Origin of the sequence: Legionella cincinnatiensis (assembly GCF_900452415.1) — a bacterium.
GTDB classification, from domain to species: Bacteria; Pseudomonadota; Gammaproteobacteria; order Legionellales; family Legionellaceae; genus Legionella; species Legionella cincinnatiensis.
This window is the reverse complement of record NZ_UGNX01000001.1, coordinates 468,642-483,824: the sequence shown is the minus strand read 5'-3', so window position 1 is coordinate 483,824 and position 15,183 is coordinate 468,642. Positions and strand designations below refer to the sequence as shown.

Genomic DNA, 15,183 nt, shown 5'->3' with positions numbered 1-15,183 from the left:
TCGAGACATAGCGCATAAAGCGCGACACGTAAACGAAGGATTCAATAGTCAACAGAGCCTCATAAAACCTTTAAAGAGTTTTATGAACATGTATCTTTTCAGAAGCCATAAGCTCTGTAGCTGGCTTAATGTCTTTTAATTTAAAAAGAGAATATTGGGCGTGTGGTGATGAATGTTCTTCTTTAACATGATTCAGTTCGTTAACCCCAATGCGTTGCTTATCCATGATGATCTCATCATTCCCAGCTTGATCAACATGAAGCTGCATTTTTTGCGGTATTTTTTGTGCTAATTGTTGCTTCAAACGAGAGACTTCGTCTACTAATGTCCGAACTTGTGATTGAGCAGTTGTGTTAATGCAATTCAACTCGATCTTTTCTTCAATTCCTTGAATTAAATTTTGCAATTTCCCTGTCTCTCGATCCACAACATTAGATTTGCATAATTGATCCATTTTTTCCTTATCCAATCCTTTCCAACGACGAATCAGGTTTTCAATTCCTGGGCGTTCAACAAACCAGTAAATACTAAAGGCCGCTAAACCGACAACAACGCCTACAGCAACAATTGGCCACGCTGTGGCTGCCATCACAGGAACAAATACACTTGCGATAGTCAAAGCAACAGCTTGGCCCGCAAAAAAACCACCACTAAAAAAGATAATTCCTGCAAGACCTGCAGTTATCATTTTCCCAGCCTTTAAGTAAGGATTTTCTAATGCTAATTTAAGTTGAGATCGTGCTTCATTTAAGTCTTCATGTCTTTTTAACAACATTTTTGCAACCACAAGGTCTTGTTCAAGCTCTTGCAATGTTTTATGAGCCGATTTTGAAAGATGGGCACGAATTAATTTTATTTGTTTAAACTCATCCAGCAAAACATCCAGTAACTTTGGAGCATCCGAAGATTTAATACCTAAATTTTTAGAAATTTCAACTAAATCAAAACTGTAAAATACAATTATGGAGAGTATTGAAAATAACGTCCCTGCTATAAAAAATGTGAGAGTAGGAACAAAGGAGAACATTCCCATAATCGCGGTAACCCCATCAAAACCTTCACAACCAAAATAAATAGTTCCTGCAAGGGCTAATAGTCCTAATTTAGCTTTTGAGAGGGTACTATTTTTTGTAGGCTTTTCTTTTTTCAGTACAGAACTATTTAATGCGTCATTTAGATCTTTTAACAATGAGGTCTGTAATGATGCAATTAAAAAAAATGTTTCATCATTCCCACTGCCTGCGTGCGATTGTTCAAGCCACCTCAATAAAGAAGTTCTATCAATTGCGGTTCTTTGTTGAAATATTTGAGTAAAATGCTTATCGATCTCGCTCAACTTGGAAATTAATTCTTGGCTTGTTGTACTTAACGAAATAGTCATCAACCTACCCCCTCAAGATTATTTAGTTTGTCAAAATCACACAAGAAATTAATTGACATCATACTGAGAAATTATTAACCAAATATTAAGTAATAAACCCTCAAAAAAAACTCAAGTAGATTTAATTGAAAAATTAGGAAATTAAAGAGGAATCATATAATGAGTAAAAATTAAAGTTTAAGAATTCAACTGAAAACTATGATTTTACATTATATGTTCAATCCAGCTATTGTATACAGACATTATCTGCGGAGACTTTCAATGATTATTTTATATTCTTACCCTGAACTTTTTGGTGTCCCTGACAATAATCCTTTTGGTCTAAAAGTCGATACTTTTCTTAGGTTAACTGAAATAGATTACCAACACCAGCACATCATTAATACCCAAAATGCACCCAGGCAACAATTACCGTACATAGAAGATAATGGAACAATTATTACTGATAGTAACGTTATTCTTAATTATCTTTCCCAAAAATACATTAACTTAGATAAAAATTTAACAGAAAAACAAAAGAACTCTCATTTTTTACTCACTAGAATGTTAGATAATCATTTGTATTGGGTTATGTCTTATTCTCGCTGGCAAGATGAACAATTTTGGCCTTTATTCAAAGCTGCATTTTTAACTCAACTTACTGAGTTATCAGAATCAACTCTTGAAACAGTAAGGAAATACAATATTGAAAAATACCATTATCAAGGTATAGGGAGATATTCCAAAGAGGAAATATACCAATCTGGAATTGATGATTTACAATCAATTATTTTACTTTTAGAGAATAATCTTTATCTATTTGGTGAAAAAATTCACTCTTTGGATGCGTGTTGTTATGGGTTTTTAGCCAATATTTTATATTTTAAAATTGAAACACCACTGAAGAATTTTATCCTACAAACACCACTGAAAGATTACACTGATCGGATAAGAAACTTACTTGGTTATTAAATAAGAAATCTATCCTTATTCTACATCCCTTAACCCTATCCCGCACATACTATTCATATTCTTTTACGGGATAGGAAGAGGGGCTCTGAGGTACTAAAGACTTACTCTGCGAGCGTGTACAGTTTATAAACGGGCTCCCAAATATTAGCTTTGAGCTCCTTTTCTAAATCAAGTTCATTAATACCTGCAAGGCCCTCCAATATTGCTTGCTTTCCAACAGCCCTTGCCACATCAAGGCTGATTGAACGAAGGCTTGCTAAAGGAGGTAACAGATTTGCCGTCTTATTCTTTCTTGCTGGTGAACAAGCTGCAAGAGCAAGCGCAGCTGCCTTTATCATTCCATCAGAGACTCTTTTTGCTTGAGAAGAAATAATACCCAAAGCTAAACCTGGAAAAATATATGAGTTATTTGTTTGATCAATAAGAAACTCTTTTCCATTAAATGTTACAGGTGCGAAAGGACTTCCGGTTCCTACTAATGCACGACCATCGGTCCAATTAAATAGATCTTGTGGCACTGCCTCACTATGCCATGTGGGATTGGAAAGCGGGAAAATCACCGGACGCTCCGTATATTTCGCCATAGTTCGGACTACTTCTTCAGTAAAAGCTCCTTTCTGAGTCGAAACACCTATCAGTGCTGTAGGTTTTACATTGCGAACAACATCAAGCAAGCCTATTTCCATTGGATTACTCACCTGCCATTTTTCTACCTCAGAACGCTTGCGCGCAAAAAACTCTTGATCCGGACTTAATCCCTTTCCTCCTTCCACAAGTAAGCCATACCTGTCCACAGCATAGATGTGCTGGCTGGCTTCTTGATCATTTAAGCCCTCATCTTTTAAGGCTGCATGAATCAATTGAGCAATACCATGACCTGTTCCTCCAAAACCAAGAAACACGATTTTCTGATCTTTTAACGGAATCCCCGTGACATTGATCGCCGAAAGAAGAGTGCCTGTTGCCATAGCTGCAGTACCCTGGATATCATCATTAAAAGTACAAAGTTGATTACGATAACGCTCCAGCAAACGTGTTGCGTTTGCTCCTGCAAAATCTTCCCACTGCAAAAGCACGTTCGGCCAACGACGCTTCACCGCAGAAACAAAAGTATCCACAAATTCATCATATTCAGCCCCACGAATACGACGGTGCTTCCACCCGACGTAGAGCGGATCAGCTAATCTTTCTTCATTATCTGTCCCTACATCCAAAAGAATTGGTAAGCAATATTGGGGAGGAATACCAGCCAATGCGGTATAGAGTGCCATTTTACCAATGGGAATTCCCATACCACCAGCCCCCTGATCACCAAGACCAAGAATACGCTCACCATCACTTACGACGATACATTTAATTAAATCATAACGCGGATGAGAGATAATTTGCTCGATCAAATCTTTATTAGGATAACTCAGAAAAAGCCCCCGCGCTTTACGAAAAATCTCACTGAACTTTTGACAACCTTCTCCAACAGTTGGGGTATAAACAATAGGGAGCATTTCCTCAATATTGTGGACAATTAAGGAGTAAAACAATGTTTCGTTATTATCTTGGAGATCACGCAAAAAGCTATATTTCTCTAGGGAAGTAGATAGTTCGATCAATCCCGCATGACGTCTTTTTTGTTGTTCTTCCAACGTACTTACTTGGGGTGGCAATAAACCATGTAACGCAAATAGATCTCTTTCACTATTTGTAAATGCAGTCCCCTTGTTTAACCGAGAACTATTCAGAAGGTTATAACCTGTTAATTTAGTTTTGATGCTTCCATCTTCTAAGTATTGTGTTTCTTGAGTTAATTTACCCATTTTTTTAAGATCCTTTTATATTATCCAATTCTAACTAAACTCAGAACTCCCTCATAAAACAGTCTATTCAGGTAAAGGGATGAATTCATTTTCGTCTCCAGGTATTTTTCCAAATTTCCCAGTTTTCCAATCAAACTTAGCCTGCTCGATGCGCTCTTTAGAACTGGCCACAAAATTCCACCACACGTAGCGTCGTGTTTCAAGTGCCGCTCCCCCAAGAATAATAATGTGAGCATCATCGACAGCAGTCACTTTAATTTCAGTATCTGTTTTGAGAATAAGCATTTGGGCGCAGTGATATGAGCGATTATCAATGATAATTTTACCTCTCAAAATATAAATCGCTCGTTCCTCAATAGTCTCAGGAATGATCACTGTAGCATTTGCCTTAAGTTGACAGTCAACAAAAAGAGCATCATTTAATGTGAAAACGGGGGATTTTATTCCGCTCCATTCGCCTGCAACTACGCGCAAACACATATTCTTATTGTCATTATCAGTAGGAATAACACTTTTGTCATAATGTGTAAATGACGGGCTTACTTCTTCTTTGTTCAGTGGCAAAGCCAACCAACATTGAATACCAAAAAAGGGATGAGGATAAAAGCGATCTTGATGTGGGGTGCGCTCTGAATGAGCAATTCCGCTTCCAGCAGTCATCAAATTAACATCACCAGGAACAATAATTTGCTGACTCCCAAGTGTGTCTCTATGCTCCAGCCGACCAGAAAATAAATAAGTCATCGTTGATAAACCAATATGTGGATGAGGTCGTACGTCTAATCCTTTACCTGAAAGAAACTCATTCGGACCAGCCTGATCCCAAAAAACAAATGGCCCCACTGTCCTTTTTTCTTTTGATGGTAATACTCGCCCTACTTGAAATCCACCCAGATCAACTGTTCGAGGGATAAGCTCCATCTTTATTTGCTTCGCGCAGTTTTTAGTCTCACATATTGGGTCTTTTACATTAAAATAGCTCATCTTTTGCTGCTCTCCCTATATAATTTAGGCCACAATATTGGGTTAACTCACCGCTACTAAATCAAATTTTCTATATCGACTCACTCAGTAAGCATAGCTCAAAATAGAATGCAACTGGGTTTAAAAATGTTTTTTGTTGCATTCTATATCCTTTTTATTTTGGTTATTGAATGAACTTTCACACCAATTTAGGACCTTAGACATGAGTGTCGCGAACAAGACCACGCATAGACGCTGCACGAACAAATTGTACACACCTCCAACTCAATGAAACCTCAACAACAAATTTTTTAAACAATGCAACTTTATTGCTTTCTTTAAACTCTTAATATTTTCTTAAAGTTTCTTAACTATAATGTTTAACCATAGTGGCAACATTTAATCCAAATCTTACAATTAAAGTAGTATTTATTCTTTTAGAGAGAGCAAAATGCCTAAATACGTAAAAGAGGTAGAATTAACCCAAGAGGGTATGCGTGCTATTTTTGAACGCATGGGACAAGATATTACCAGCGGTATTATTTACAATGGAAATCCTGACATCCGAGTAGATGTGCTGAATCAACAAGGGTTTATGCCCATATTAACAGGAGTGAGTCCAACACAAGAATCGGGCCACTGGATCATGTTAATTAAAGGTCAAGGCAATCACTACTATCTTTTTGACCCACTGGGTGAAGGTTCGGGAAAAGGGTATAAAAACATCCTCGCCAAAAAACTCCCCCAAGGTGCTACACTTTCTGTGATTCCCAATGGCACGGGATTAAACATGGGCTTATGCGGCTATTGGGTGGCTTCTGCAGGAGTAAGAGCACATACGGCACTCACAGGCGATAATCCTCCTACTCTAGAAAATTTAGGCCAAACCATCACTCAAGAAATGCAAAATGAACTCGCTGGGAATGGCTATGGTGAAATTACCGGTTGGTTACGGGCTGTTGCCGACAACTTCCCCGTAGATGGCGGTGTACAAACCGAGGCAACCGCGTTAAGACGGGCTACAGAAAAAGAGTTACACATAGAAATCCCAACTCTTATTTTAACTGGGAAAACCACAACACCTAAAGAAATCCCTACACAACCTACTGCACCACAAACGGCTTCTACGTCGATTCTCAACAGCACTTTATTGGAAAATGACCTCGATGTTCGCAATGTTGTAGATTATGTCCATAAAGAATATTTAAGGCATGATTATCCTGGGCCATTAAAAAATCCCAAAGATCCCAAAGAAGGACGACTAGAACCAAACGAAGGCCCTGATCGAACAACTCATGGCCTTGCACATACAGTACGAACTATGGCTTGTGCTGAAGTGATGGTCGAAGAAGCACGTAAAGCACAATTCAGAGGAGAAAAACTAGGAACAGCAGAAAATGGCCAGACTTTAGCTGATGTCACGCCAGAAGAACTGAAAAAAATTCTGATCGCACAAGCATTCTTTGTGGTAGGAAGAGATGATGAGCGCTCAGGATATGATAAAACACATGGCCGAGATTTCTATGATGAATATCATGAGCAAAGTGAGGCGGCTTTCAGGAAATATGTTGAAGAACATAAGCTTATTGGCAACATCTTCAAAGATCAAGAAGAAATAGAACATTATGCTGAGATCCTTCGCGACAATCCCCATAATTGGGATGGGACTCCGGCACATATTTTAATCCATCAAGGGCATATGGTGGATTTAATGAGAGTCAAGTCGCCTCCTGAAGTAGTAGTAGAATACGCCTACAATACACTTAAAAATTCTGTAGGTTCTCTAGGAGCCGAAGTCGTTCTCAGAACTCATCGACAATTTTTCTTGGCCACCGGATCCGCAGTTCCTTCATTTAATCCTCAAGCAAAAGACAACCTCAAAGCGGAAGAACCTTATGAAAATATGGTTTCTCAAAAATACGTTATAGAAAAAGGAAAGACCCCCACAACGTTGGGAGAGGCACGACGCGTATCTCCGTATTATCAACTCAAGGAGAATGAGCGTTTTGTAACGATAAAAGAACATACGACCATTGAGGAAAATAATATTCATTCTGAGGAAGCTAAGAAGTTATTTAAGGAAGGAGGCGCCTATGAAAATCCTTATAGTGGTGGAAAATATGTCATACAAAAGGGCAAAGATGTAAATTCCATGAGCGACATTCGAATTACAAAATCGCAAAGCCCCATGACAGAAGACGAGCGCCCCGTAACTATAAAAGAATATTATAACCTTCCCGAAATCCAAGAAAAATTTCCTGGTTATAATGTACAGCTAGCAGAAAGTCCCGCAACTGATTTTGCAAGAACATGTGAGCAGAACCCTTCAGTATGTCTAGGAGCCATCAAAGAAGCCCGCCAACAAATAAAAATGGATGCGGCTCAAGAGGCGTTACAATCTTCTGCAAGTAAGACCAGAAGGCTGCCTAATGTAGATGAAATTGCCGCTGCACGGATTATCCACCAGATCATGGCTAATCCTGATGTGATTCAAGACGATCATGTTCTTTTAAATGGCCAAAAATTGGAAGAACAATTTTTCCGTGGCTTGTTAGCTAAATGCGATATGGCCATTGTAGGATCCCTATTAAACGACACCGATATTAATAATATCGATCGTTTAATGCAACATGAGAAGGATACTGAGTTTCATCCAACCGATCCGAAAGACCCGGCAAAGAAACTTGGAGAAACTTGGGATACAGTAATTAGACAAAAAGACAGCAGATATAGAAATCAGATCAAGTATGATTTAGTTTATCTCATGCAAAATGACGGTTGGTACTACACTCGAGTCAATGCAATTGCCCAAAATAGAGATCAACGATCAACATTTAAAGAGGTAGTGATTACTGCATTACTGACTCCATTAACGAGTAAATCACTAGTGGATACCTACGGTAGAGCTTCTTCACCACAAACATTGTTCCGCGGCTTAAGTTTTTCCGAAGACTATCAAAATAAACTGATTAATCAAGCCAATACTATCATTGCGAATTCGACAAAACACCTCTTTACTGATTTGTCTGCGCAAGATTTTATGCAAATTAAGTTAAATGACTTCAGTAATATATCTGCCAGAACGAATGCAAGTAACTCTACGAATATTGAGGTCCCAAGAACAACATTTGACTCGAATACCATCTTTGAAATCAATGATCCTGATCGCTTACTGCAAGCAAAACAAGTTGGTACTCATATACCCGGAACAGAAGATGAATTTTCATTTTATTTACCTGATGATGTCGCCTTAATTCCTACTAAAGTAACTCTTGATGGTAAAAATTCTAAAGGAATGGATCGATATATTATCACTTTTACAACAATAAAAAGTCCTGATTTTATCCAACGGCATGAGAGTGGTTATGCGGTTGAACCTCTTCTTAGAATGCAAACAATGCAGTTGGCTGAGCTCAGAAATATAGTAGAAAAAGCACAAGAGGTTCCTGATTTAGAAAAAATATTTCATTTACAGATGCGCATCAGCAGACAAGTGCAATCATCCACTAACAGCAGATATAAAGCATTCCTTAATCAGCAAGTAAGTCCTGCATTGGAAAATTGTCTTAATGCACTCTTGGATGGTAGCACAAGCAACCTCAGGAAGGCATTTGCAACCATTCCCAAAGAGGACCAATGGGCTGAGTTTAATATTCCTGAAGCCAGACAAATAAAAATACAGATGAATGCCATTAAGCAAATGGTTGAAAGAAAATTAGTACTTGAAGGACAAACGCTCACCGCGTTGACCCAATGCGAGAATGCTTTGGCTAAAAAAGACCTTATTACTGCATTACAAGCGCTTAATAGCATTCCATCCGCTAAGGAGATGAGCCAAGTAACGTCCATTAGTAACCACTTAAAAGAACAAATCCAAAGTGCAAAACAAACGTTAATCGAAAATTTAGAGCCTTTACAAGGTGCAGTCATTACTCCGGTGCTCACTAATCCTGAGCAAGTAAGGGAGCGTTATGAAGCGCTTATCACCAGCACGACTGAGCGAATTACAGCTCTAGATACAGCAGAACTGGATGATGTGACTAGCATTAAAAAGGAACTATCTAATTTTAATGCCCTACAAGAAGAAATAAAATTGTTACGCAATGAAAAAGTTCGGCTATATTCTGAGACCGGTATCGTTGATTTTGCTGATATCGAAAAATTAGAAGGACAACTACGAATAATTCATAACAAGCTATATGATGCCTATATCGTCGCGATAGCAGAAGAGATCAACATACTTGAAGAAGAAAAACCTAAAAATCTGACTGATGTGAAAGAAATGATTGCTAGTTTTAATGAGCGGCTTGCCGAAGTAGAGCAATTGCGTCAAGAAAAAATAAGAAAACATGGAGCATCAAAAGACTCGCTTGATCTGTCCGATATTGATAAATTAAAAGATCAATTACAAGCGCTTAATCAATTTTTAGTGAAAGCGATGATCAATACAATGAGGACTTCATTAAATCAAATAGAGGTAAAAACATTTGATGAGCAGACAAAAGAAGCACTATACCATTTTCAGCTTCTCGATAAGCTTGCAAAAACATTAGATGATTCTGATGCAGCGCAAAAACAAAAAGTGGCCATTGTGAAAATAAATGAATTTTTTGTGGAGAAACAAAAAGCTTATCCTGCAATGGTGCAATTGCAATTCAAGAGTGAGGCCTTAATAATACAGCTGCGTGAATTATGTGAAACCCACCAGAATAATTTGGCAAAATCAAGAAAAGCAAAAACTGAAGAACTCACTAAAAATCGTGGGATGCTGCAAGGATTTACTGATTTTCTACGCCTAACTACGGACGAGCGCGTTACTCTAGCTAAGAAAGGAAAGGTATTGGAACAGTTTAAGGAAGATTTAAATAATGAGAAGTATGACATACAGAAACTTATCAATAAATTAGCTAAGAAAAGTCCTGATGAATTAGAAGAGGCTATTGGACTCTCTACGGAAAGTGCTGAAAGAGTACATGAACTTTTAAAGAGTCTAAGCCAAAGCACAACATTTGTCGCTAAAATTGAAAAACGTGCAAAATTGATCGACGCTGTTTTAGTTGAGCTTGGTAAAATCTCCATACAACCCGAATTTACTCAAGTTGAACCACCTCAACAAAATATCGTCGGGTTTTAATTAACCGTTATAACTGCTGGCAAATTTCTGCGACTCACCCGGAGAAACTTGCCAGCGAAACATTAAAAGTCTATTCATAATTGCTTCATAGATATAGATTAAAACTCAAATCCACTTAAACTTTGTCCACTTCAAACTCAATCAAACCAAAATTATTATAATATTTTTACATACTGTGTTAATATGCCGCACTCTTGCAAACGCTATTCTTAAAGCAGCATCACAGAGAGAGCAATATGCCTAAGTATCTAAAAGGGGTAGAATTAACTCAAGATGGTATGCATGCCATTTTTGAACGTATAGGACAAGATATTACCAGCGGTATTATTTACAATGGAAATCCTGACATCCGAGTAGATGTACTAAATCAACAAGGGTTTATGCCCATATTAACAGGAGTGAGTCCAACACAAGAATCGGGCCACTGGATCATGTTAATTAAAGGTCAAGACAATCACTACTATCTTTTTGACCCACTGGGTGAAGGTTCGGGAAAAGGGTATAAAAACATCCTCGCCAAAAAACTCCCCCAAGGTGCTACACTTTCTGTGATTCCCAATGGCACGGGATTAAACATGGGCTTATGCGGCTATTGGGTGGCTTCTGCAGGAGTAAGAGCACATACGGCACTCACAGGCGATAATCCTCCCACTCTAGAAAATTTAGGCCAAACCATCACTCAAGAAATGCAAAATGAACTCACTGGGAATGGCTATGGTGAAATTACCGGTTGGTTACGGGCTGTTGCCGATGAATTTCCCGTGGGTGCTGCGCAAACTGATGCAACTGCTTTAAGACATGCTACTGAAAAAGAGTTACGTCTCAAAGTCATTCCTCAAGCAATTTTCAATGGGCAAGAAAGTCCGCCTACAGAATTAACCCCCAAACTCACTGCAAGCAAAGGGCCGAATCTTCCTCCTTGGAATGGTTTTTCATTGTACACCGACAGTACAGTAAGAAATGCTGTGAAATATGCGTTTCATAATTATTTAGGAAAAAAATACCCAGGCACAGTAGAAGCAATACCCGCAAAAATGGGAAAAAATGGGGACAAAATTGTAAACAGGCCTGTTCATGGTCTTGCTCATACGCTACGCACAATGGCCTATGCAGAAGTAATGGTCGAAGAAGCACGTAAAGCCCAATTCAGAGGAGAATCTTTAAGAAAATTCAAGGATAACCGTACTATAGCGGATGTTACTCCTGATGAATTAAAAAAAATCATGATTGCCCAAGCATTTTTTGTTACTGGACGAGATGATGAAGAGTCGGCAAATAATTATGCGCGATACCATGAACAAAGTAGAGATGCATTTTTAAAATATGTAAAAGAAAATGAGTCCCTTTTAATTCCACATGTCTTCAATGATCAAAACGATGTCGATTTTTATGCGAATGTTATTGAAGATAAAGATCATAAGTGGGAGAACTCTCCAGCCCACGTATTGGTGAATAAAGGTCATATGGTTGATCTCATGAGGGTAAAACAACCTGCAGAATCTTATTTAGAAAGTTATTTTAAATCACTTCAACCTTGGATTGGAACCATAGGAACCGAGGCTGTTTTTACAAAACAAAGAAAATTTTTTGATGCGACTTATGAAATGGTTAGCTCTTTTGACTGTAACAACCCTGAAGCACATTTGGTAACGAGCACTAATGAATTTCGTTATGTCATTGATAAAAATGGGAATCCAATTAGAGAGGAACCCAAAGAAGGAGAAATAAAAGGTAAAATAAAATTTTTTCCTCCCTCATACAAATTACAGGAAAAAGAAAAATTTAAATTCGGAAGTGGAGGCTTGGGACGATATGTCATTGGTGAAGACGGTCAGCCAATCCGAAATGAACCTAGAAAAGGTGAGACTCAAGGCACATTAGCATTTTTCCCTACTTCGTATCAGTTACAAGATAATGAACGCTGGATGCGCGTCGATGAATACCTCAAACTTGATGAAGTACAGCGTAAATTCCCTGGTTCAGATAAGAAACTTCAAAGAGGGCTGCCAGAACTTAGTGAATATGCGTACTTGCAACATACAAATTCCGATGAAAGAGCACAATGTGAAAATGATGTTGATTTTTGTTTAGGACAATTACAAACAGCTAATCATCAATCGAAAATTTCACCTATAAAGGGAGCGCTTCAATTTAGTAAAGCGGCAAGAAGAAACGCCAATGTTGATGAAATTGCAGCAACACGTATTATCCAACAAATCCTGGCTAATCCTGAGGTGATTTATAATGATCACGTTCTTTTAAATGGTCAACGACTCGAAGAACAATTTTTCCGTGATTTATTAGCCAAATGCGATATGGCCATTGTAGGTTCACTATTAAATAGCACCGATATAAAAAATATCGATCAGTTAATGAACCATGAGAAAGATACTGAATTTCATCCAACCGATCCTAACGAACCTGCAAAAAAACTTGGAGAAACGTGGGAAAATACAATCAGACAAGGTGGAGGAGTACTCCAGATCGAAACTGATTTGGTTTTTTTAATGCAAAATGATGCTTGGTACTACAGCCGTGTTAATGCAATTGCCCAAAACAGAGACAAAGGATCAACATTCAAAGAGGTGCTGATCACTGCGTTAATGACTCCACTAACGAGAAAATCATTGGTGGATACAAATATGTCTCCACCACCACAAACACTGTTTCGTGGATTAAATCTGTCAGAAGAGTTTAAAAATAAATTAATCCATCAAACTCATAAGATCATGGCTAATACTACGGAACATCTCTTTACCGATCCTTCTGCAGAAACCTTTAAACATATTAAGTTAAATGATTACAGCCATATCTCAGCCCGAACAAATGCAAGCACATCCACAAATATTGCAGTTCCTAGAGATATGTTTGATTCAAACACCATCTTTGAACTGCTTGATCCCGATGGATTGCTGCAACCTAAACAAGTAGGAACTCACGTAGAGGGATCTGAAAGTGAATATTCCATATATTTACCTGAAGATATAGCCTTAATTCCAATCAAACTCACTCTTGATGGTCAAACTACTACCGGAAATGATCGCCATATTTTCACCTGTGTCGCGGTACAAAGCCCCGATTTTTCTCCACGACATAAGAGCAGCTTTGCTCTTGTTCCTTTTCTAAAAATACAAAGCACGAAAACAGCGAAAGTAATAGATGATGTAAACACCGAAGCCCAAGGAAACTTAAATGAAACACTAAAATCACTACGGCTTAAAATGGTAGAGCAATCTCGTTCACCCATTAGAAGTGGATTTTTAGATAGAATTCTTCACTATTTTTCAGGAAAAGACGATCAAAAAATATCATTGGAACGAAGAAATTTTCTGAATAAAAAAGTGGTTCCTGCATTACAACAATGTCATATTGCGCTTCGATTAAATAATATGGAAATGATGCAACATGCGTTAGCAAATTTTCCCTCCGATAAAGCATGGTCTAACTTTAAATCGGATACAGCAAAAGCAGCGAAAATGGAAATGGATAACCTAAGACCTCTTATTGAAAAGAAAATAGTGCTTCAACACCAACTTTCATCGTTAATGAAATGCCAAGAGGCGCTGGAAAAACAACAAATCACTGAGGCTTTAAAAGCACTTGAAAGTATTCCCTCAGAGAATGACATGAACAATATGCCATTGATAAGCAGCAATATAAAAGAGCAGATTCAACGTATCAAACAAGAGGTGACTGAAAACTTGGAGCCGCTCCAAGATGCTGTCATCACTCCCCCACTCACTCATGCTGAGCAAGTGCGAAAACGTTATGAAGCACTTACATTCAGCATAACTAAGAAAATTGCAGATCGAGATATGGTGAAACTATCTGACTTAGCTAGCATTAAGAAAGAAATGTCTTATTTTAACACCCTACAAGAAGAAGTAGCATTGCTGCGTCATGAAAAAGCCTTACTCCACTCCGCAGCCGAAATAGTTGATTTTGCTGATGTCGAAAAAGTAGAAAAACAACTACGCACCTCTTATGACAAATTATATGATGCCTATGTAGTGCAAGTAACAAAAGAGATTGCCCTACTTGAACAAGAAAAACCTAAAAATCTGGCTGCTGTGAAAAGAACTATCTCAAAATTTAATGAACAACTCGTTGAAGTGGAACACTTACATCAAGAAAAGATAAAAAAACACGAAACATTCACAGATCCTCTTAATTGCTCAGATATCGATGGATTAAATGGTCGATTGCAACAGGTAAATCAATACTTAATTAAAATATTAATAAGTACTATTAAAGTTTCCCTCAACCAAATGGAGATAATAACGTTTGACGAGCAAGAAAAGGAAGCTCAGCAAAATTTACAGATCCTCGCTAATCTCGCAAAAACATTAGATGATTCGGATACCGCGCAAAAACAAAAAGCGGATATCGTGAAATTAAATGAATTTTTTAGGGAAAAACAAAAAGCATACCCTGCGATGGTGCAATTGCAATTCAAGAGTGAGGCCTTAATGATACAACTGCGTGAATTATGTGAAATTCACCAGGCAAAATTAAGACAAAGAACTGAAGAACTCTCTAAAAATCGTTGGATGCTGCAAGGATTTACTGACTTCATGAGGCTAACCACAGATGAACGGATAACTCTAGCTAAGAAAGGAAAAAAATTAGATCGATTTAAGAAAGACTTAAATAATGATAAGTATGATATAAAGGAATTGATCAATCAATTAGCCAAGAAAAGTATTGATGAATTAGAAGAAGCGGTTGGCATCTCTACGGAAGGGGCTGGGAAACTTCAAGAACTTTTAAAGCACCTAAACCGCAATACAACATTTGTCGCTAAAATTAAAGAACACGCACAATTAATCGACACTGTTTTAGTTGAGCTCAATAAGACGTCCATGCAACTTGAACCTACTCCAGCGAATCAAGAAATACCCGACGACCCCTCTATGGATTTTGACTATTTAATTCTATAACTC

At 37.9% G+C, this 15,183-nt stretch carries 6 protein-coding genes; 3 read left to right on the top strand and 3 right to left on the bottom strand.

Going from position 1 to position 15,183, the window contains the following annotated elements; translation table 11 throughout:
• Positions 1-70 precede the first annotated feature (70 nt).
• Positions 71-1,381, bottom strand: coding sequence for a hypothetical protein (locus DYH34_RS02090; protein ID WP_058464864.1), 1,311 nt, complete (start codon positions 1,379-1,381; stop codon positions 71-73).
• Positions 1,382-1,642: 261 nt separating this feature from the next.
• Between DYH34_RS02090 and DYH34_RS02085 the strand changes: the two genes are divergently transcribed.
• Positions 1,643-2,332: a glutathione S-transferase family protein gene (locus DYH34_RS02085; RefSeq protein WP_058464863.1), complete on the top strand. Its 690-nt coding sequence runs from the start codon at positions 1,643-1,645 to the stop codon at positions 2,330-2,332.
• Between the two features lie 101 nt (positions 2,333-2,433).
• Here the strand turns inward: DYH34_RS02085 and DYH34_RS02080 are convergent, their stop codons facing one another.
• Entirely contained in the window at positions 2,434-4,143 is a 1,710-nt protein-coding gene (locus DYH34_RS02080; protein ID WP_058464862.1) for an NAD-dependent malic enzyme, read from the bottom strand.
• A 63-nt stretch (positions 4,144-4,206) separates the two neighbouring features.
• Positions 4,207-5,127: a pirin family protein gene (locus tag DYH34_RS02075; protein ID WP_058464861.1), complete on the bottom strand. Its 921-nt coding sequence runs from the start codon at positions 5,125-5,127 to the stop codon at positions 4,207-4,209.
• 430 nt (positions 5,128-5,557) lie between these two features.
• On the opposite strand from DYH34_RS02075, the gene DYH34_RS02070 reads away from it, so the two are divergent.
• Together DYH34_RS02070 and DYH34_RS02065 are read left to right on the top strand one after the other, a co-directional pair.
• Complete coding sequence (locus tag DYH34_RS02070) at positions 5,558-10,240, top strand: SidE phosphodiesterase domain-containing protein (RefSeq protein WP_115342545.1); 4,683 nt, start codon at positions 5,558-5,560, stop codon at positions 10,238-10,240.
• A 236-nt stretch (positions 10,241-10,476) separates the two neighbouring features.
• Positions 10,477-15,180: a SidE phosphodiesterase domain-containing protein gene (locus DYH34_RS02065; protein ID WP_115342544.1), complete on the top strand. Its 4,704-nt coding sequence runs from the start codon at positions 10,477-10,479 to the stop codon at positions 15,178-15,180.
• Positions 15,181-15,183: the final 3 nt, after the last annotated feature.